Source organism: Mycolicibacterium wolinskyi str. Jessa 2025 (genome assembly GCF_049241375.1).
In the GTDB taxonomy this organism is placed as follows: domain Bacteria; phylum Actinomycetota; class Actinomycetes; order Mycobacteriales; family Mycobacteriaceae; genus Mycobacterium; species Mycobacterium wolinskyi.
This window is the reverse complement of sequence record NZ_CP185960.1, coordinates 4265346-4284900: the sequence shown is the minus strand read 5'-3', so window position 1 is coordinate 4284900 and position 19555 is coordinate 4265346. Positions and strand designations below refer to the sequence as shown.

Below are 19555 nucleotides of genomic sequence, written 5' to 3'. Positions count from 1 at the left end.
CTTTAGCAGGGTGAGGGAGGCTCGATGGCGGATCCAGACCGCGCGGTTCCCCGGGGGCGGGTCCGTCGCACGATGCCGCTGGCGGGCTTCACCGCTCGCGCTGCCGGAGGGCGCGTGGTGGCGGCGCTGCGCAAGCAGGCCGGCGATGCCGGCGCCGTCGACCGCTTCCACGAACGCACGGCCGAGCGGTACGCCGAGTTGCTCGGGCATTCCAAGGGCGTCCTCATGAAGGCCGGTCAGATGGTGTCGATGGTCGACGCGACCGCGGTGGGTTTCGGCGAGCTGTCGCCCTACCAACGGGCGCTGACCCGGTTGCAGGGCGACGCCCCGCCGATGGATGCCCGGTTGGCTCGCGAGGTGGTCGAGGCCGAACTGGGCCGCGCTGTCGCCGACGTGTTCGCCGACTTTTCCGATGAGCCGATGGCCGCGGCGTCCATCGGCCAGGTGCACCGCGCGACGATGCGCGACGGGCGTGAAGTGGCCGTCAAGGTTCAGTATCCGGGTGTGGCAGAAGCGATTCGCGACGATCTCGCCAATGCCGAGTTGCTGACCACCTTCGTCCGCTTCATGAACTCGACGGTCCCGGGATCCATGCCCGATCTGCGCCGGGCGTCTCAGGAGCTCACCGAACGGATCTCCGAAGAACTCGACTATCGGCACGAGGCCGCCAACATCACTGCGTTCAGCGAGCTGTACCGCGATCACCCGTACATCCGGATCCCCGAGGTGGTACCGGAGGCCTCGGGCGACCGGGTGCTGACCATGACGTACCTGGATGGCATGGACTGGGCGGAGGCGCTGACTGCGGACCAGGACCTGAAAAACTGCTGGGCTGAGGTCATCTCACGGATGCTGACCGGTTCCTATCGCCACTCGAACCTGTTCCATGCCGATCCGCATCCCGGCAACTATCGGTTCCGCACCGACGGCACGGTGGGGTTCGTCGACTTCGGTTGCGTGAAAGTGCTTCCATGCCAACGTCGCTGGCAGATGTTGCGGATGGCCCGCGCCGTCGTAGAGGGCCGCAAGGAAGATCTGCGCGACGTAATGGCCGAATCCGGGTTCCTCGCCGAGGATTCCACGTTGACCGCCGATGAGGCATACCAGTGGTGGTCGACGCTGATGCACGAGTTGCTGATTCCCCAGCCCGTCACCTATACCCGGGAGGCGTCTGAACGTTCGGTCCGGTCGCTGCTCGATGTGCGCGCCACCGATCATCCCGTGCGTCGCATGTCGGTGCCGGCGGACTTCGTGTTCTTCTCCCGGCTGAACCTGTCGATGAATTCGATCTTCACCGCATTGGGAGCGACGTTCTATGCCCGAGCATCGCTCGATGACATGGACGGCGTGATCGAACCCGTCTCGGACCTGGGCAAGCAACACATTGCCTGGGTCCGCCAGCGCGGCTTGCCGTTTGGGATGGATCACCATGACGAGCAGTGAGGTGGTCACGGCCCGGCTGCCGTGGGATGCCGCGGACCCGTACCCGTTCTACGAGACTTGCCGCGGCCGCGGTGACGTGGTGTGGGACGATGTCGCCCACGGCTGGCTGGTCCTCGGGTACGAGACCGCGCGACAGGTGCTCGGTGGCGAGGCGTGGACCAGTGACCCGATGGCGAACCCGATCGCCCGCGCCAACATGGATCCGATCAGCCTGCAGTTCTCGGGCCGGTCCATGTTGATCGCCGACGGTGCGACCCACCGAAGGCTGCGGGGATCGGTACGTGACGTGTTCACGCGTACGTTCGTCACCGGGCTCGCCGAAGGGGTCGACGCGATCGCGTCCGCGGTCATCGACGAACCCGCGCCCGACACCGAATTCGACTTCATGTCCCAGATCGCGCTGCCGATCCCGATGGGAGTCGTCGCGGAATGGCTGGCGCTGGATCCCCGCACCGCGGACTTGCTCGCCGAGCTCTCACCGGCGATCATCCGGATGCTCGGCACCTTGGCCGACACCGACGAGACCCGGGCCGGAGCGGCCGCGGCCGCCGAACTGATGGGGGAGTTCCTGCCGCTGGCCGCCGACCGCAGGCAACATCCCGGCGACGACCTCCTGAGCTTCATCGCGGGCGATCCCGATCTCGAACTCGAGGACGTCGTCATCACCGCGATCCTGATCGCCGTCGCCGGACACGAAACCACGGCAAACCTCTTGGGTGCCGGGCTCATTCGCTTACTCACCGAACGCCCAGACGGAACCCGGCTGGCCGACCACATCGACGCTGCCGATCCGGCAGTCATGACCGAGCTACTGCGCCTTGACAGCCCCGTCCAAGCGGCACTACGTACCGCGACAGAAGGCACCCAGATCGGTGACGTCACGATCGAGGCGGGGGCGACGGCACTCATCGTGGTGGCCGCCGCCAACCGCGATCCACAGGTGTTCGACGATCCCGGTGAATTTCGTCTCGACCGAACCGGGCCCGCCCCATTGACTTTCGGCTACGGCGCGCACCACTGTCTCGGTGCGAGCTTGGCCCGGCTGGAGATCAGCACAGCGCTCCCGAAGATCCTCGCCCGTCGGCCCAGGCTCGTTGGCGCGCCGGTCTGGCGTGATACTCCGGCGATCCGCGGGGCACTGCGCATTCCGATGGTGTTTGACGCGTAGGTTTTCCCGGACTCGACGAAGTCGGTCAATCGGCGGCGCTTTCCGAGCTGGATTCGGCGCCCGGTCGGATGATGAAGATCAGGACCACTGCGTCGTTCTCGCCGACGTTGCGCAGTGAGTGGTTCTGCGCCCCGGATATGGTGGCAATGTCCTTCGTGCTGAGATTGAGGGTGCCGCTCTCGGTTTCGATGGCGATCGTGCCTTCCAGCACGACGAATACTTCTTGGCTGGTCGGACCATGCGACGCAAACGGACCGGCACCCGTCTTCGGTGGAAAAGTGAATCTGACGATTTCCACGCCCGGCGTAGTCGGAAACAGCGACTCCCGTCGCACACCGGTGGATCGTTCGGTGATCCCGGGCTGAGGCCCGCGTGCCACATCTGCGCCGCTCGCTGTCTGGGCATTGCCGATCATCTGACCCAGACTCGTCCCGAGTCCGTCCGCAATCTTGACCGCGATCTCCAGGCCGGGTGTTCTCTCGCACCGTTCGATCTTCGACAACGCCGCGCGGGACACCCCGCTCTTCGCGGCCAGGGCATCGAGAGTCAGACCAGCGCGGAGGCGCATCTTGCGGACCTGCTGGCCAAAGGCGACGTCGTCGTCCATCAGATGCGCCGCTTTTCGCGCGCCCAGCTCGTCGGCGCGACACTCGCCGGCCGGCATAGGTGCTCGGGATGGAGATCGGGCATGCTCGGATAGTAAGCGGTCGCACGTGTCACGCGGCACGGGGAGCACCGGGTGTGTGTCCGCTGACCGACACTGTGGAAGTGCCGGGTCTCAGTCACGGCGCTCGATGCCCGAAGCCAGTGCAGGTGCTGAGGCCGGTACATCGGCCGGGATCGCCTGTGCCGGAACGGGCTTGCCGGTATGGGCTACTCCGCTTATCCGTGGAGCGACCACCCTGGCGCCGACCAACAGCGCGGTAACACCGCAGTACGCCAGGGTGAGTGAGCCCGGCAAACCGAACTCTGCCGCCACCCGATTGAGCGCGATCGCGGACACGGCTGCGGCGGCCGCGCCGATGATCCCGAACAGTGCTGAGCCGAGCGAAGGCCTCGAAACGAACACTCCTCCGAGGGCGACACATGTCAAGAAGCCGTTCAAGCCGAACAGTCCCAGGCTGATCTGCATCGGGTCCACTCCCACCGCGATCGCCGTGAGTGTCGCGGTCGCTGAGCCGAGTACGGCCAGCACAGCGTTCTGCCAGCAACAAAGAACGATGCCCGTGAGCACCAGGGCGGCGGCGGCGAGGTGCGGGGCAAAGAGGACTTGGCCGATGCCGTGGCTGACGGCGGTGGTGAATCGGGTGTCCACATCGGCGTCGTAGGGCAGCGCCACGACTTCCTCGACGCCGGGCGTCGACGCACTCAACGGACCGTCCTTCATCGATTGCGCAGCGAGCAGAAGGCCAATCACCAGGATATTGAACGGAAGTGCGACGGGCGGCAATCCCCAATGGTTCGCCATCAGGTGCATCAAGGCGGCCATGAGCACCGTCGAGAGCGCCGCGCCGCAAACGATATAGCCGACGACGACGAGGCTCCAGTTCGTCGAGAGGAAGATGGCGAAGCCACCGCCGACCAATGCGCCGTTGTAACCATAGAGGCCGGCTCGAATGTCGTCCCTGGCGATGCCGAGCACCAGCGCGGACAAGGTCGCTGCCAGTCCGCCGACGCCGACAGCGAGCGCCAGCCAGGGCGACACGGTGAATGCGGCTGTGGTGAAAAGCAAGCCGCTGAGCGGGTTGTTGGCGAAGCCCGTCATACCGATGCCGCGTAGGGTGGCGTCGCAGCAGCCAATGATGGGATGGTGAACCAGTCGTGCGGTCAGCGCCGGCATCGTTCCCGTACACGCCGAACCCATCGTGACGGACCGTTTGCGCAGGGCGGTGATGGAGCTCATCACGAATCCTCCGCATGAGCGTGCAGAAGTCGGCCATCACGTTCGAGAACCACTTCGCACAGCCGGCCGACCTGCGTGAGAAAGACGTCGGCGAACGGTGCGCCAACCAATTGGACACCACGAAAGTCCGTCGTCGACAGCTTGTTCGGCGAGACGACCAGGGCCGGGTGACCGGTGTGGTTGAACAACGACGTCAGCCGAACCATCGCCGTAGTCGCGAACGTGGGGGCACCGTCGAGGTCGATTTCGTATTGCGTCGCGCCGGGGATGTCGACGAGCAAGGTCGGGAGCACCAGGACGTCGCATCCGGACAGCTGGGCGTCGATGTCGCGGGTGATCTGCGCTCGCTGCGATTGTGCCTGCAGATAGCGGCGCCGGGTCTGGTCGGTCTCTGCGTTCCACAGAAAGTCATGTAGCCCAGGGCCATAGCGCGCTTCCTCGCTGCCGAAGCGCATCCCGTGGTAGGACGTCATCTCGCTGAGCAGCACGACGCTGTGGATTTCTGCCACTCGATCCAAATCGGGTAGTTCGACGTCGACCCGGCGCATCCCCGCATGTTCAAGGGCCGCAACCGATTCCTGAAACCGGGCCTCGGCGTGGTGGCCGAAGAATCGCAGATTGGTCGGCACGCCGATCGTGATCTGCTCGGGCCGGGGCAACCCTTCGTCGGCGATCAGATCTATCCCCGGCACCAATGCGTCCAGCACGATCGCTGTATCCGCGGCATGGCGGGCGAGGATGCCGACATGGTCGAGCGTATGCGCAAGCGGCACCACCCCGTCGAGCGGCAGGAGCGACCGGGTGGGTTTGAGGCCTGCGACCTGGCAGCAGTGCGCCGGGATCCGGACACTGCCGCCGGTATCGGTGGCGATATCGGCGAAGGACAAGCCGCGCCGGACCGCAACCGCCGAACCGCAACTGGAACCGCCGGCGGTCAGGGATTCGTCGACGGGGTTGCGCACCGGACCCGTGGTGGTCAGGGCGAATTCGTCCAGCGCGGTCTTTCCGACGATCACCGCCCCCGCCTGTCGCAGTTGTCGCACCACGGGTGCGTCCTCGGTTGCGCGGTGACCGCGCAGGACCGCCGATCCCGCCTCCCATTGCATCCCGTCGACGGCGATGATGTCTTTGACGGACATCGGTACGCCGTCGAGCAACCCGCGGTGGGCTCCGTTCTCGAACCGTGTGGCCGATCGCTCGGCAGCAGCTGAGGCCGTTTCGGCATCGGTGGCCACGAATGCACCGAAGCGGTTGTCTGCTTGGATGCGTGCCAAGGTGGCTCGGGTGATGTCAACCGGCGACACGCGACCCGACAGGTAGGCCTGGTGCAGTTCGGCGATCGAAACCTCGAGAAACTCGTCGGCGCGAGCGTTTTCGGTCATCGATTCACGTCCTCTCCGGATGCGGCCCAGACTTGCCTGCCCCCGACCCAGGTTTGGCGCACCGAAGCCGTCGCGACGGCGCTCGGTTCGTCGATGATGTCGGCGTCGAGAACCGTGAAGTCAGCGAGCATTCCGGGTTTCAGCCGCCCCTTCAGGTGTTGTTCGCCGCAGGCAGCAGCGGAACCGGCCGTGTAGACCGTGACGGCTTCAGGAGCCGAAAGTCGTTGGTTCTTACCGTGAATCGTGCCGTCGGTGGCCGAGGCGCGGGTCAACATCGATTCCAGCGCGACGAGTGGGGACGCGGGCGTCGTCGGGTAGTCCGAGGAGCCGCCGATCGTGACCCCGGCGTCGAGGAACGCTCGGTGCGGCAGGATCTGTGCGGTGCGGTCGGCCCCGTAGTACTTGACCATGTGGCTGGCATGTTGGCGGATAGCCCCGCTGAACGGCACAGCGATGGTGCCGGTCTTCGTGAGCCGCTTCAGAAGTTGGTCGTCGACCATGCTGCAGTGCTCGATCCGGTGGCGGATCGGGCTCTCCGGGCTCTCGGACCGGGCAGCCTCGATGGCGTCGAGCACCTCGGCGATGGCCCGGTCCCCGTTGGCGTGGACACAGATGCGGTTCCCCGAACGGTGTACGTCGCTGACCAACTTGTTGAAGGCCTGCCGGTCCACCAGTTGCAGTCCGTTGTCGCGGCCGGTTCCGCTGGCATAGCGCTCACTGCACAGGCATGTCCCGCCGCTGAGTGCGCCGTCGTACATCACCTTGATCCCGACAAGGCGCATATGTTCGTCGCCGAATCCGGAACGCAATCCGAGCTGCCGCACCGATTCGAAATACGTGCTCCACAACAGCATTCCCACCCGCGGCGTCAGACGACCGGTTTCCCGGGCAATCGCATAGGTCTGCCATATCCGCGGCGTGACGATCGCGTCGCAATACGACGTGATGCCCAGCGAGTGTAGGTAGGTGTTCTCCTCGACGAGCGCCGCGACGAGCTGCTCTTGATCCAGGTCCGGGATGAACGGTTGCTGTCCGGTTCCTGCCCAGTACGGGTTCAGGAAGGCCTGCTCGATCAACCACCCATCCAAGCGGCCGGCCGCATCACGGCCGTACTCTCCACCGACCGGATCGGGCGTCGTCTCGTCGACCCCCAGCAGTTTCAGCGCAGCACTGTTCACCACGGCGATGTGCCAGTTGAACAGCACGACGGTGATCGGTTTGGTGGCCGAGATCCGATCGAGCATGTCTCGGTCGAGTCGCGGTGCACCGGCCGGCAATCGGTTGGGGTTGAAGCCCTGCGCGAAGATCCACTCTCCATCAGGTGTGGTCTGCGCCCGTGAGCCGACGATGGCGATCAAGTCATCGATGCTGTGCACGACGGCGGGGGACACGTCCAGCCGCAGCCGCGTCTCGGCGGTGACCGAAGGATGGCAGTGCGCGTCGTTGAAGCCGGGGAGGATGTAGCCGTCGGCGATCTCGATGACCTCGGCATCCGGGTGCGCGGTGCGCAAATCCGCAAGCCGCCCGGTGGCCTGGATGCGGTCCCCGACGATCGCCATCGCCTCCGTGTCGGGACCGTCGAGAGTGGTGATTTTCTGTGCGGCGACGATGAAGGGCCGCAAGCTGTTCGTCAAGATGTCTCGTCCTAAGGTCGTCGGTCTGTCAGGCGTTGTGGCCGTGCTTCGGTGCGACTGCGACAGCGTCGATCTCAACGGCCAGGCCGCCGAGCAGCGCGCTCACCTCGATCGTGGCGCGGGCGGGTCGAAGTTGTCCGAACGCCGCGCGGTAGGCCTCATTCATCGATGCGTAGTCATCGAGCCGCGCGAGATAAACGGTGGTACGCAGGACGTCGTCGAACGTGGCGCCGAATCCGTCCAGCACGGTGCGCAAATTGTCGAGCACGACCGTGGTCTGCTCTTTGGCGCTCAGGTGCGTCAGCGGCTCCGAGGTGGCGGGATCGAGCGCGAGCTGTCCGGCGCAATAGATCAACCCGCCCCCTACCTTGGCGTGACTGTATGGCCCCAGCGGAGTGGCGATTTGGTCGGTGGACATGACTCCTCCTCGATGCTGCGATTGGTGACACTTCAGAATTCTTCTATTGGAGAATCACCATACTGGAACGTGGTGATGGTTCCAAGGGGATTCCGTCAGTTGGTGTCGAAGCAATCATGTTGTCGGCGATATGCGCCGTCAGTTCAGCATGATTCGCGACGGATGCACGCTGCCGCCTCGGGGTGTTGGTGAGGTTGACGGTCCAACCGCGCGAGCAATAGTCTCCAAAAGAAGAAACGACGATGGCTGTGTGCCAGGGCCCGCACCTATCAACGAAGCAGCGTGGCCGTCGACGAAGGGACTGAACTGTGGACAGGCTGACGATGCGCACATCCGAACGGCGCTCCGGGATCACCGTGCGGCCCGTGGCAGCCGCGCTGTGCTTGGCCGCGGGTCCCGTGATCGCGCTTGCCTTCACCAGGTTCGCCTATACCTTGCTGCTTCCGCCCATGCGCGCCGATCTGGACTGGAGTTTCACGGTGGCCGGGGGAGTCACCACCTCGAATGCCGCCGGATACCTACTCGGTGCCGCCACGACGGGATTGGTCGCCCGCAAACTCGGCGAGGTTCGCAGCTTCGCCGCCGGCATGGCGCTGGGTGCGGTCACGCTCTTGTTGACGGGACTGACCGCGAATTACCTTGTGCTCACGGTGATCAGAGCCGTCGGTGGCTATTCGACAGCTGTCGTGTTTGTCGTCGGTGCCACGCTTGCCGCGAGGATACGCGTGTCTTCGCCCAAGGAGGGCTCGCGCATGGTCAGCATCTACATGTCAGGTGTAGGCGCCGGAATCGTGTTGTGTGGCATAGTGATCCCGCTTCTGCTCGCTCGCTTGGGCGATGCCGGCTGGCGTGTGGGTTGGCTCATTCTAGGGGCTGTCGGAATCGTGTTGGTGCCGTTGGCCGTCTACGGCACCCGTCAGTGTGAACTCGTCGCAGCCCAGCCGGCCAGGATCGGCCCGGTGGCCTTGGGATTGGGTCGGCTTTTCTTGTGGTACGCGCTCTTTGGTGCCGGTTACGTCACGTATATGACCTTCGTGGTCGCCCTTCTCAAGGAAGCCGGGCTGTCCGGCAGGGCGATCGCAGTGTTCTTCGTTCTCCTGGGCGTTGCGTCCATCGTCGGGAGCCTGTTCGTGTGGGGCCGGGTCATTCATCGGTTGAGCACGCACGCCGCGCCCGCCGTGGTGAGTGGCGTTGTCGCGGCGGGCATCCTCCCGGTGCTGTTCACTGAGAGCATCGCGGGTGCGTTTGTGTCGGCGGCCGTATTCGGAATGGCCTTCATGGCCGGCCCTGCTGCAGTGACCGTCGTCGTGAAACGCACACTGCCTGCCTCCGTCTGGACAGCGGCCATCGCCGCGCTCACGGTGGCATTCTCGCTCGGGCAGGCCGTCGGGCCGGTGGTCTCGGGGATGGTTGCCGACAGCAGATGGGGGATCGAAGGTGGACTGTGGAGTTCGTTCGCGCTGCTGATACTCGCTTCCGTCGGAATGCTGACGCGTCGGCGGGCTCGCGCCAACGGCGTCCGGTGAATGCTCAGACGGTCGCTACGGTCTCGGCCTCTCGGCGTGCTTGATGAAGTCGGCCATCAACGCTGCCGCCTGCGCGGCAACGGTTTCGAGATGGAAAAGCTCGCTGTGATATCAGCACCCCTGTTGTCGGCGGCGGCAGTCACGGGTTTCTCTGCGCTCAGCGGGCCGGTACGTGGTAGAGCACGATGTAGGTTGTGCGGCCTTCGGCGCGGGGGACCAGAACGTCGATCTTGCGGCCACCTTCGTATTGGTAGCAGGAACCGTAACTCGCTCTGTCTATTTCGACACCTGCAAAACTCAGGATGTCGTCGTCATAGCCGCCCATCAAAGGTGGGGAGTCGAATGTCTTGGTCTTCACGTTCTTGCATGTCTCGTTGATTACTTGTTCGCGAGGAGCGGCAAAACTCACCAGGGCTTTGGCGCGGAAGCGTTCCAACGGCGGTTTCACCACCTGCACATTCTGGGCGTCAGCAGGCAGCTTCAGGTTGAAGTAGCCCATGATGTCACGGGCTTCGTCTAACGACGACAGTTCCGCGGATGTGGTCGTTGTCGGCGTGCTGGTCGGAAGATCCTGTGCACCCGTGCATCCGGCCAAGACCGTGAAGGCGACCAAAAGCACGCCGGTCACCAGTCGTGCTCTATCCCTCACGGTGAATCCCGGTGCTGCCAACCATAGTGAACTCCTGCGCGTATCCGATGAGGTGCAAACGTGCCAACTGTGCGTCGGTGATGGGCGTCCCCATGATCTGCGTTTGTTTCCCGATGTCCCAGTTATACCGGTCCCGAATGTTCACGTCGGTGTCCATTGAGTACGTCCATTGCCCACCGGGCTCCGTAGGCGGATAGACGGTTACTTGGCCCGTCAAGTTGTAGTCGAAGTTGCCGCAGGCCAGGAACCAATCATGCTCGGCGCCAACACTGTTCTCTCTGGCAGAAATGCTGTTCCAATCGGTGTTGGCGGGGAATGTCAGCGGGCCCAGTCGTGCGACCCATTTCCCGCCGGTTAGCTGCACGCAGCTTCTCAGCCAACACTTCTCCCACGTCCGCCAGGTTTGCTGGCCGTCGCGGTTCGTGCCGGTCGTCGCGTCCGAGCTGGTCAGTGCACTTGTTTGGCAACGTTTGTCAACGTAGTCAGTAGAATTTACATCCATTGTCTAGCAACTACTTTCGGCGACGTGCAGCGGCCTACATTAGGGGTTATGAGGAAGGCGCGCACCGCCGGTCAGGCTCTGCGTGCGCCGCTTGACGCCGATCTGGCGGCGCGTGGTCCTGGCTGGGAATGGACTGCGTTTGACCTGGAGGTGGTGGAGTCGGCTGTCCGCCATGCCGACGCGCCGCCCAGCTGCAACGCGCGTATGACCGGGAGTTGGCTGGGAGTCACCGTCTGTGTCGGCGTTGGCGCGGCTGGCTGCTGAGGTAGGTCATCAGGAGCGGCGGGTGGTGGAGTTGGTGGCGCAGTTGACGGTACCGGATGAGGCGCCGAAGGCGCGCCAGCAGTAGGCGGCTGCGAATGCCCGGTGGAGCCGGACGCGTCAGCGAGAGGCGGCGCGGGTGGGTCCGCGTCCGGTGCGGCACCAATGCCAGATCCGAGGGCCCCGGTGCACCGTCACCGCCACCCAGGTCGACTACATCGCCAACGTCGCCAACGGCGGCACCGACGACCTCGACAACCTCCAATCCGCATGCAAGTCATGCCACGACGACAAGACCGCACGCGAAGCACGAGGAGCACGCGCATGAACAGGGGTGGGGGAGCCCTCCCCCTGGGGTCGGCAGCCGGCCGGTAGGCACTGCTGAATCTGCTGGCCGCATGCATAAACGCACCGATTTGATTGGAGGACATCACGGCTAGATCAGCCGCCGCCCGGCGCGTACTGCGTGAACTGGGCAAAGAGCTTGAGGAGGCTAGTGAGCAGGTCGGCGAAACGGTCGAGTTGAGTGCCTCAGAACGGGCTGTTTTGGACCTGATTTTGGACGATTTTGACCGAATTTCGGACCTGAAAGAGGCGTACGCGGCGGCGGTCGAGTCTGGGGAGACGAAGCTGCAGATCAAGGTCTCGACGGAGCTGCGGTTGCTTGAGCAATCCGCGGCGCGGCTGTTGAAGCAGATCGAGACGGACTTGCCGGCGGCTGAAGACCAGACGACGGTGAAGCAACGCGCGGCGGCGAATGTTCGGTGGGAGCGAGATAGGTTCCGGCGTGGCGCGCGTTAGGCGGGGTGCCGGTGCGGCCGGCCCTAAGCGGTATGTGTTGCCGGGGTCGTATGAGGTTGGGTTGCGGTGGCAGTGTGAGCGGGCGACGGAGCCGGACCCGCGGCTGTTCTTGGGGATCGATGATGAGTCTCGGCGGCGTTGGGACCGGATGGTTGAGGACGGGCTGGACGCGGCTGACAAGCTGTTCCGGGAGCGCTGCAGCTGGGGATCCGGTGGTTGTGCCGGCGACGCTGATCGGAGGGCGGTCTATCCCGCTGCCGCGGAACCATCCGATTCACCGGGCGGCCGCGAAGGCATTCACAGTCCACCCGGACGACACTGTGGAGCCTGCTTAGTCGCTGGGTTCTCCAAAGTTGTGGCCCTTGGCGCGCAGCAGTCCCGCGAGCCTGCCTTCCCAGCCAGGGCGGTGGATAACGCGGTCATAGCGAGCTCCGGAATCGGCGAGCAGATCAATGCGGGTGCGCTGGCTGAGTTCCCGCCAATCGTCGTACATCAAATAGAGCGCGTTGCCGTAGTCGAGGCACTCCAAAGCCATCAGGTTGTCACGGAATTGGAAGCCGAAGTAGCGGCTAAATTCGCCGGCGCCAACAACAACCTTTTTCGGCTTCATCGCGAACGCGAGATCGTAGCGCTCGGACATTCGTCGAGCCCGGGTTGTGCTCGGGTCAATTTGGAGGCGTCGGGCGACTTCAGCGAAGGTCAGCGGTTCCCGTTCCCCGACGGGCAGGAATTCCCAGTCGATCTTCTGCTGGCGTAGCCAGTCGGCGGCGGGGATGTCGGTCGGGACAATTGAGACGTGGCCGCCGACGTTTTCCCTGAGTAGCGAGCAGGCCATCAGTAAGTCTCGTTCGGCTAGGTCGTCGCGGTCGAACACTCGGTCCACGAAGAAGCCCAGGCGCACCCGGTCGGAGGTGGGCTCCCCAGCAGCGATGTCGATCGCAAATCGTTGGTTGTACCACGTTTCCCGCTGATACACCTTCCGCACGCTGTAGTAGGTGTGGTAACCCCTATTCGGGTCACCGAAATTCGGTGTGCTCCAGGCGCTTACGGTCTTTTCAACCTTTGGCAGGTCTCTGCGAATGACGGCTCGGCCTTCGACGTTGTACTTGGACCAGCGGCCTTGTCCGGGTGGCGGGATCACCGGCTCACTGGGGCATTTCAAGCCGTGGTGGTCCCAAGTGACGCCGAGGTGGTTGAGCGCTCCGGACCCGATGTCGGCGCGGGAGTAGTCTCGGCTCTTTCCCACTCTGAAGTTGGTCGATGCGCTGCCGCGAATTTGATCACGGATGAATGTTGGCACTTCTTTGTAACCCGACATGTTTGCCTGTCGCCCCCCGACTAGCGTGTCGATTTTGTTTGCGGTGCAGCCTAGCGGTGATGGCAATCAGCGGTGGGCGGTTTCCCCGAAACAGACCGCTCCAGCTATCGCGCAAGGCTGGAGGAAAAAGCCGCGACGCCGACGTCCCCCGGCGCGGCTGAGGGTCGATAATGCTCAACTATGTCGCCGACGCCGAGCCCACCGTCACCAACAATCCCACCGCGGGACCCGAACGTCGTCGTCTCACTTTCCCCGCCACCACCTGACTTGCCGGCAACGGTCGACATCTCGATCCCACCGGAAACTTGGGACAGGCTACTTCCCGCTCCAGAGCCGTCGAAGTGCCCAACGGAGGGACTCGGACGCTTCTTCTGCGAGCATGGCGAAACTTTCAGCCACTTAACAGGTGGCGTGTCGAGCATCATCACGGCAGTGGCCGTGATCGTGGGCGGAATTTGGGCATATCGCCGGTACGTTCGCGGCCGCATCTACAACCCACGATCTGCGATTGAGGTTAAAGCCCAGTGGCATATTCTCGACAGCGTTGGCCACGTCCTCCAGGTGCGGATAGGTGTCACCAATATCGGTGCATCCAAGCTAGAGCTCGTACCATCCGAGACCGGAGTAGAGATCGACTTTCCGGCCGAGTCGCAGACGACCGCAGAGCACCGGACGTCGGATGAGTGGTGGGCCGATATTCGGTGGGATCCCGTGAAAAAGTTGGAGGGCCAGGACCAGGCCCGAGCCTTCACGATTCTCACCAACCATGCGTTCATCGAGCCCAGCGAGCGGGTTTTCGATGACCTGCTGCTCAATTTGGGTCGCGAACCGACGATCGTGAGGATTCGGGCCCAGCTGTGCTGGGAGGGCTCCGGATTTCTATGCCAAAATAGGTGGTTATACGACTATGTAGACCAGATCGTCCCGCCAGGGACGGCAATCTACGACGATTGCAGCGGCACTGACAAAGTTGATGTTGGGTCAGGAGGTGACCGAGTTGAGTGATAAGACACAGCGGGAATACGAGATCCGCAAGCGGACAGACGCCGTGATCCCGAACATCAGCGCCGGTAAGCCGCAAGGTAAGGGGCCGGAGCCCGTAGACAAGAAGGCGCGAACGCCCAACCGCGCCTGACGCGGCCCACGAATCGCAACTGGCTAATGCGCGATTTCTGCGCAGAATCGTCCTGAACTGTGTGATGCCATCACACAGTTCGCCGCGTTAGTAGCTCGACAGCCTTGGGCCTGGATGGCCGACCATTGCCGCTCCAGTTGTAGCTGCCAGATGCTCTCCCGGGCAACCTCGTCGTAGTGATCGCCCAGGAGTTCTCGGTCAACTTGAGTCGCGCGTTGATAGTCGGCAGCGTCACCGTCACGATTGCGAAGCCACGCGGCGGCGATGTAATCAGCGAACGTGGCTCCGTCGGTATCCTCACCGTCAAGGATTGGCAGAGGCCACTGTGCACGGGCTTCGGCCCACGGCCCTGCGAAGGTGATGAATGCGTTGTCGCACGGTTTGCCACACCATCGCGTATACCCAAGGTGTCCGTCAGTGGGCTCGATGGTGACCGAAACAGGTTCACTGCCGCCGCGCATAGACGCGGCCACGGCATGCCCAGCTTCGTGGTGGGTGGTGATCGCGCGTTCGTCCACGCCGACCATCATCTGCCAGGTTCCGCCGGCACTAGCGGCACTAGCTTGAGCACCCTACCCGGGGGCCGGCGGTCATCCATGACTCGCTCGTACGCGGGCCGCAGCGCCGCGGCGAGTGCGATCACCTCATGGGTTGTGAGGTCGGAAAACCTGACCATGCTGATGAGCTTCTTGGCCTCATCCTCGACGCTGCTGCGGGCCAAACCAAGCATCTGGTCGACGTTCAGATCGGACATCGCTCACACCACCTCCTTTGCACGATGATTCGCCGAAATAAGACTGAGGACCGGCCTATCTGAATCTGGTCGCTCCGGGTGGCCATCCGGTGGCGGCTCGGATGCGCGACGAGTTCGGCAGCGCTGACATCGTCGAAACACAGGTTGTCGGTAGAAGTCGACCTCGCACATAAAGTCTTCGCGCACAAGGCCAAGCAACTGGTCGGGGCTCATAGGTCGGGCTCTTCCCGGACAAGCCGAAGCTTTGCGAATGGCTGCTGGGCGGTGCTGGAACGGCCGACGACGCGGCTAAAGGGCGGCGCAAGCACGGCGACCACGCCCATAAGCTCGGGCATCTCCAGATTCCCGTACGTGAGTGCACCGAGGAACTGTTTAAGTTGAGTGGTTAGCCATGGGCGCAGGCGCTCGGCCGCGTCGGCGTCGTCGGGCAGATACGCGAACATGGAGCCGATCTGCGCCAGAGCCCTCTGCTTTTCAGCGGCCAATGGTGACAACCCATCTGGACGCCTCATAGCCGCACCGCCGTGTGTGCGTCTTGCCAGCTACTACGGAACGTGCAGTGCGTGCATTCCTGGACCCTCCAACGCTTCTCCCGTGCTTCACACGCAGCCGAATATGCCCGGTAGTGATGAGTGCATGTGGTGATTCGTTCACAGCCGTGAATGTTGAGCAACAGGGTCGCTGGTCGCTTGCAGGCTGCTCCCGATTTTGTGTGCGCTGGCATGGAATGCGACGGTCCCACGCGGCAATAATGTCGTCGAAAGCCGTTGTGTCGTTGGCAGGCTGATTGCTCATCACTGCACCCAACCGTCGATCAGTGCTGCGGACTCCAAGAGCAGGGCGGCGAGCTCGCGCGCCTGGTCACTGTTGAGCCCGCCTTCATCGGCCCAGTCGATGTCGATTCGGACATGAGGGTCAATGATCCGTCCGTCGCCGGCTGTTGCGCGTCGCACCAGAGGACTAGTTCGTGATCTGTCACGCCGCAACTGGGTGCGGACACAACACGGATCGGTAGTCCGTCTTTGGCGGTCTCCCAGATATCGCCGAAGTCAGCGCTGAGGGGCAAGAATGTCTGGCGCGGTGATTGATGTGGTGGCGGTCATGGCGTGCACTCTCCTCGGTGGGTGTGACACCGAGACGCCTTCGACGATTTGGCACGCCGCCCAGATTGCGGACCTGAAACCGCTGGTAGAACGTGGTGCGCGATACTGGGATTGAACCAGTGACCTCTTCCGTGTCAGGGAAGCGCTCTCCCGCTGAGCTAATCGCGCTGGTCGAAACTTTTTGGAGGTGGAGACGGGAATCGAACCCGTGTGCACGGCTTTGCAGGCCGTTGCCTCACCACTCGGCCACTCCACCGCGGGGGTTGATGCCTTTCGCACCTTCGAGCGGATGACGGGATTCGAACCCGCGACCCTCACCTTGGCAAGGTGATGCGCTACCAACTGCGCTACATCCGCGCGCCACGAGCGAGATCGTCGCCCGTCGCGAAGCAGAACACTAGTCCACTGAGGCGTGCAGACACAAATCCCCATTACGGGCGGGGAACGAGCGCCCAAAATCAGTGTTTCAGAACCGGTCGTACCCATCGCGGGAATTCGCAAAACCACGGCCCGTCACCGAGTCCCGGCCGGCGATCCCGGAAGCGGAGGTTTCGCACCGCAGTGCTCCGGCCGTCCGTGGGTCGCCGTACGCGACGGCTCGCTGGCGCCGAGGATGCAACCCACGGGCGGCGGCGTGAAGGCCGGGAGTTCGTCGTTGTGGCGTTCGGCCGATGTCGGGCGCCGGGCCCTGACTGCCACTGGGGGCGCGGCCCGTCGGATCGGTCGAGCTGTGGCACCCCAACACGAGCGGGGGAGCAACCGATGAAGGGCGAGGCGAGTATGAGAAACGCCATTTCGGCGGGTCTTCGATGCGCGGCGACGTTCGTGCTTGGCAAACCGTATGACATGGCCTCGCGGATATCGATTCTGGCCGCGCCGGTCAAGCGTGCTAGTCTTCGACGTCGTTCCCCGGTCTCGTAGCTCAGTGGGAGAGCGTCCGCCTCACACGCGGAAGGTCGCTGGTTCGAACCCAGCCGGGACCACTCAGTTCGCCTCGATCACCTGCCACTCGGCAGGTGTGATCCCTCGTTTCATGCAGTGCGATATCGCATGTGATATCGCACTTCAAAGTCGTATGCCGCCTCGAAAACTCGCCTGAAGACGACGAAGCCAAGCCAACGACACACAGCGCTTCCTGACGGAGCGTTGTCGGCCGGATTCGGTAGGGTCCTCCGACGTGACTCAGAGCTTGCCCGTCGTCAGATCCGTTACCGCCCGCCTGGCCGAGGAACTCGCCGTGGGGGAGCGTCAGGTCGCGGCGGCCGTCCAGTTGCTCGACGAGGGTTCGACCGTGCCGTTCATCGCGCGGTACCGCAAGGAGGTCACGGGCAGCCTCGACGATGGTCAGCTGCGCACCCTGGAGGAGCGCCTGACTTACCTGCGTGAGCTCGATCAGCGGCGTGAGGCCGTGCTGGCTTCGATCGAGGAGCAGGGCAAGCTCACCGACGAGCTCAAGGCCGCGCTGCTGGCCGCCGACACCAAGGCCCGGGTCGAAGATATCTACCTGCCCTACAAGCCCAAGCGGCGCACCAAGGCCCAGATCGCCAAGGAGAACGGGCTTGAGCCGCTGGCCGAGCGCCTGCTGGCCGACCCGACGCTGGTACCCGATGAGGTCGCCGGCGAGTTTCTCAACGAGAACGTCGCCGATGCCGCCGCGGCGCTGGAGGGCGCACGTCACATCATCATCGAACGGGCCTCCGAGGATGCCGAACTCGTGGGCGCCACCCGCGAGAAGTTCTGGGCCGACGGTTCGCTGCGCACGGCGCCGGCATCCGACGAGGCAGCGAAAAGCCCTGCCGCCCAGAAGTTCCGCGACTATTTCGAATTCTCCGAGCCGCTGGAGAACATGCCGTCGCACCGCGTGCTGGCGGTTCTGCGCGGCGAGAAGGAAGAGGCGCTGTCGCTGACCTTCGACGGCGGCGACGACGAGACGTACCAGGCGATGATCGCCCAGTCGCTGGGCATCGACATGACCAAGAACGCCCCGGCGACGCCGTGGCTGGCCACCACCGTGCGGTTGGCGTGGCGCGCCAAGCTCATGATCTCGGCCTCCGTCGACGCGCGTATCCGCCTGCGGCAGCGCGCCGAGGAGGACGCCGTCGCGGTGTTCGCCCGCAACCTCAAAGACCTGCTGCTGGCCGCGCCGGCGGGCACCCGCACCACCCTCGGGCTGGACCCGGGCTTCCGCACCGGGGTCAAGGTGGCCGTCGTCGACGCCACCGGCAAGGTCGTCGACACGTGCGCGATCTTCCCGCACCAGCCGCAGAAGCAATGGGATCAGGCGAAGGCCACGCTCGCCGCGCTCGTCGCCCGCCACAACGTCGAACTGATCGCGGTCGGCAACGGCACGGCCTCGCGTGAGACCGACGCCCTGGCCGCCGAACTCATCTCCGACATTCGGGCCGCCGGTGCCAACGCCCCGGTCAAGGCCATGGTCAGCGAGGCCGGCGCGTCGGTGTACTCGGCATCGGAGTACGCGGCCCGTGAGCTGCCGTCACTCGACGTCACGCTGCGCGGCGCGGTCTCGATCGCGCGCCGCCTGCAGGATCCGCTGGCCGAGCTCGTGAAGATCGACCCGAAGTCGATCGGCGTCGGCCAGTACCAGCACGACGTGACGCCGGGCTCGCTCGCCCGCAGCCTCGACGCCGTCGTCGAGGATGCTGTGAACGCGGTGGGCGTCGATCTCAACACCGCTTCGGTGCCGCTGCTCTCGCGGGTGTCCGGCGTGACCGAATCGCTCGCCGAAGCCATCGTCGCGCACCGCGAGAAGACCGGCGCGTTCCGCAGCCGCAAGGCGCTGCTCGACGTTCCACGTTTGGGCCCCAAGGCATTCGAGCAGTGCGCAGGCTTCCTGCGGATCCGCGACGGCGAGGACCCGCTCGATGCATCGGGTGTGCACCCGGAGTCCTATCCGGTGGTGCGGCGAATCCTCGACCGCTCGAATGTCAGCCTCGCCGAACTCATCGGCGACGAGCGAACCCTGCGGTCGCTCAAGCCTGCCGAGTTCGCCGACGACCGGTTCGGCATCCCGACCGTCACCGACATCTTGGCTGAGCTCGAGAAGCCGGGACGTGACCCGCGTCCCGCGTTCTCGACCGCGACCTTCGCGGCGGGCGTGGAGAAAGTCGCCGACCTCAAGGTCGGCATGGTGCTCGAAGGCGTCGTGACCAACGTCGCGGCCTTCGGCGCCTTCGTCGACGTCGGTGTGCACCAGGACGGCCTCGTGCACGTCTCGGCGATGGCCGATCGTTTCGTGTCCGATCCGCACGAGATCGTGAAGTCCGGCCAGGTGGTCAAGGTCAAGGTCGTCGACGTCGATGTGGACCGCCAACGGATCGGGCTGAGCCTGCGGCTCAACGACACCCCGGAACGCGGCCAGGGCAAGCGCCCGGACCGCAACGACCGTGGCGGTCAGCCCCGGCGCGACGGCGGCGGCAACCAGGGCCGCGGGGACCGGCGTAACCAGAACCGCGGCAACAATTCCGGCCGCCGGGAGTCGAACAAGCCGATGGGCTCGATGGCCGAGGCGCTGCGCAACGCCGGTTTCGGCAAGTAGCG

Annotated in this window: 20 protein-coding genes and 4 tRNA genes; 9 read left to right on the top strand and 15 right to left on the bottom strand. The window is 64.4% G+C overall.

Annotated elements, in window-relative coordinates; all coding sequences use genetic code 11:
- The first annotated feature begins 24 nt into the window (after positions 1 to 24).
- Positions 25 to 1443: an ABC1 kinase family protein gene (locus ACOI2T_RS21035; RefSeq protein WP_409503424.1), complete on the top strand. Its 1419-nt coding sequence runs from the start codon at positions 25 to 27 to the stop codon at positions 1441 to 1443.
- Positions 1430 to 2611 (top strand): cytochrome P450, encoded by a 1182-nt coding sequence (locus ACOI2T_RS21030; protein ID WP_409503423.1) that lies wholly within the window; start codon positions 1430 to 1432, stop codon positions 2609 to 2611. The genes ACOI2T_RS21035 and ACOI2T_RS21030 overlap by 14 nt, the downstream gene beginning before the upstream one ends.
- A gap of 25 nt (positions 2612 to 2636) precedes the next feature.
- On the opposite strand, the gene ACOI2T_RS21025 is transcribed toward ACOI2T_RS21030, so the two are convergent.
- The 5 genes from ACOI2T_RS21025 to ACOI2T_RS21005 all read right to left on the bottom strand — a co-directional run bounded on the left by ACOI2T_RS21025 (position 2637) and on the right by ACOI2T_RS21005 (position 7948).
- On the bottom strand, positions 2637 to 3275 hold the full coding sequence (locus ACOI2T_RS21025; protein WP_409503422.1) for a helix-turn-helix domain-containing protein: 639 nt from the start codon (positions 3273 to 3275) through the stop codon (positions 2637 to 2639).
- A 114-nt stretch (positions 3276 to 3389) separates the two neighbouring features.
- The gene (locus ACOI2T_RS21020) at positions 3390 to 4451 is read right to left on the bottom strand and encodes an urea transporter (protein WP_409503421.1); all 1062 of its coding nucleotides are present in this window, start codon (positions 4449 to 4451) and stop codon (positions 3390 to 3392) included.
- Positions 4452 to 4513: 62 nt separating this feature from the next.
- On the bottom strand, positions 4514 to 5896 hold the full coding sequence (locus tag ACOI2T_RS21015; RefSeq protein WP_409503420.1) for an amidase: 1383 nt from the start codon (positions 5894 to 5896) through the stop codon (positions 4514 to 4516).
- Positions 5893 to 7530 (bottom strand): amidohydrolase, encoded by a 1638-nt coding sequence (locus ACOI2T_RS21010; protein WP_409503419.1) that lies wholly within the window; start codon positions 7528 to 7530, stop codon positions 5893 to 5895. The genes ACOI2T_RS21015 and ACOI2T_RS21010 overlap by 4 nt, the downstream gene beginning before the upstream one ends.
- Before the next feature lie 28 nt (positions 7531 to 7558).
- A complete protein-coding gene (locus tag ACOI2T_RS21005; protein ID WP_409503418.1) occupies positions 7559 to 7948 on the bottom strand; it encodes a RidA family protein in 390 nt (129 codons plus the stop codon).
- A gap of 323 nt (positions 7949 to 8271) precedes the next feature.
- Between ACOI2T_RS21005 and ACOI2T_RS21000 the strand changes: the two genes are divergently transcribed.
- The gene (locus ACOI2T_RS21000; protein WP_421874217.1) at positions 8272 to 9474 is read left to right on the top strand and encodes a YbfB/YjiJ family MFS transporter; all 1203 of its coding nucleotides are present in this window, start codon (positions 8272 to 8274) and stop codon (positions 9472 to 9474) included.
- Positions 9475 to 9631: 157 nt separating this feature from the next.
- Here ACOI2T_RS21000 and ACOI2T_RS20995 read toward each other — a convergent pair whose 3' ends face one another.
- Together ACOI2T_RS20995 and ACOI2T_RS20990 are read right to left on the bottom strand one after the other, a co-directional pair.
- Positions 9632 to 10102 (bottom strand): hypothetical protein, encoded by a 471-nt coding sequence (locus tag ACOI2T_RS20995; RefSeq protein WP_409503416.1) that lies wholly within the window; start codon positions 10100 to 10102, stop codon positions 9632 to 9634.
- Between the two features lie 10 nt (positions 10103 to 10112).
- Positions 10113 to 10487, bottom strand: coding sequence for a hypothetical protein (locus ACOI2T_RS20990; protein WP_409503415.1), 375 nt, complete (start codon positions 10485 to 10487; stop codon positions 10113 to 10115).
- Positions 10488 to 11025: 538 nt separating this feature from the next.
- Here ACOI2T_RS20990 and ACOI2T_RS20985 point away from each other — a divergent pair.
- A complete protein-coding gene (locus ACOI2T_RS20985) occupies positions 11026 to 11214 on the top strand; it encodes an HNH endonuclease (RefSeq protein ID WP_409503414.1) in 189 nt (62 codons plus the stop codon).
- Positions 11215 to 11306: 92 nt separating this feature from the next.
- Positions 11307 to 11687 (top strand): hypothetical protein, encoded by a 381-nt coding sequence (locus tag ACOI2T_RS20980; RefSeq protein WP_409503413.1) that lies wholly within the window; start codon positions 11307 to 11309, stop codon positions 11685 to 11687.
- Between the two features lie 331 nt (positions 11688 to 12018).
- Here ACOI2T_RS20980 and ACOI2T_RS20975 read toward each other — a convergent pair whose 3' ends face one another.
- On the bottom strand, positions 12019 to 13005 hold the full coding sequence (locus ACOI2T_RS20975; RefSeq protein ID WP_409503412.1) for a hypothetical protein: 987 nt from the start codon (positions 13003 to 13005) through the stop codon (positions 12019 to 12021).
- Positions 13006 to 13416: 411 nt separating this feature from the next.
- Between ACOI2T_RS20975 and ACOI2T_RS20970 the strand changes: the two genes are divergently transcribed.
- Together ACOI2T_RS20970 and ACOI2T_RS20965 are read left to right on the top strand one after the other, a co-directional pair.
- Positions 13417 to 14010 carry a hypothetical protein gene (locus tag ACOI2T_RS20970; protein ID WP_409503411.1) on the top strand — a complete coding sequence of 198 codons (594 nt, stop codon included), beginning with the start codon at positions 13417 to 13419 and terminating at the stop codon, positions 14008 to 14010.
- A complete protein-coding gene (locus tag ACOI2T_RS20965) occupies positions 14003 to 14140 on the top strand; it encodes a hypothetical protein (RefSeq protein ID WP_409503410.1) in 138 nt (45 codons plus the stop codon). Before ACOI2T_RS20970 ends, ACOI2T_RS20965 begins: the two co-directional genes overlap by 8 nt.
- 23 nt (positions 14141 to 14163) lie before the next feature.
- Here ACOI2T_RS20965 and ACOI2T_RS20960 read toward each other — a convergent pair whose 3' ends face one another.
- The 7 genes from ACOI2T_RS20960 to ACOI2T_RS20930 form a co-directional block, all read right to left on the bottom strand.
- Complete coding sequence (locus ACOI2T_RS20960; RefSeq protein ID WP_409503409.1) at positions 14164 to 14658, bottom strand: hypothetical protein; 495 nt, start codon at positions 14656 to 14658, stop codon at positions 14164 to 14166.
- 8 nt (positions 14659 to 14666) lie between these two features.
- On the bottom strand, positions 14667 to 14894 hold the full coding sequence (locus tag ACOI2T_RS20955) for a hypothetical protein (protein WP_409503408.1): 228 nt from the start codon (positions 14892 to 14894) through the stop codon (positions 14667 to 14669).
- A 209-nt stretch (positions 14895 to 15103) separates the two neighbouring features.
- The gene (locus ACOI2T_RS20950; protein ID WP_409503407.1) at positions 15104 to 15379 is read right to left on the bottom strand and encodes a hypothetical protein; all 276 of its coding nucleotides are present in this window, start codon (positions 15377 to 15379) and stop codon (positions 15104 to 15106) included.
- A 309-nt stretch (positions 15380 to 15688) separates the two neighbouring features.
- Positions 15689 to 15847 carry a hypothetical protein gene (locus ACOI2T_RS20945; RefSeq protein WP_409503406.1) on the bottom strand — a complete coding sequence of 53 codons (159 nt, stop codon included), beginning with the start codon at positions 15845 to 15847 and terminating at the stop codon, positions 15689 to 15691.
- A 243-nt stretch (positions 15848 to 16090) separates the two neighbouring features.
- Positions 16091 to 16165: transfer RNA gene (locus ACOI2T_RS20940), tRNA-Val, on the bottom strand.
- Between the two features lie 14 nt (positions 16166 to 16179).
- Positions 16180 to 16253 (bottom strand) — tRNA-Cys (locus ACOI2T_RS20935).
- 28 nt (positions 16254 to 16281) lie between these two features.
- Positions 16282 to 16354: transfer RNA gene (locus ACOI2T_RS20930), tRNA-Gly, on the bottom strand.
- Between the two features lie 554 nt (positions 16355 to 16908).
- On the opposite strand from ACOI2T_RS20930, the gene ACOI2T_RS20925 reads away from it, so the two are divergent.
- Positions 16909 to 16980: transfer RNA gene (locus tag ACOI2T_RS20925), tRNA-Val, on the top strand.
- Between the two features lie 194 nt (positions 16981 to 17174).
- Positions 17175 to 19553 carry a Tex family protein gene (locus ACOI2T_RS20920; RefSeq protein WP_409505571.1) on the top strand — a complete coding sequence of 793 codons (2379 nt, stop codon included), beginning with the start codon at positions 17175 to 17177 and terminating at the stop codon, positions 19551 to 19553.
- Positions 19554 to 19555 lie beyond the last annotated feature (2 nt).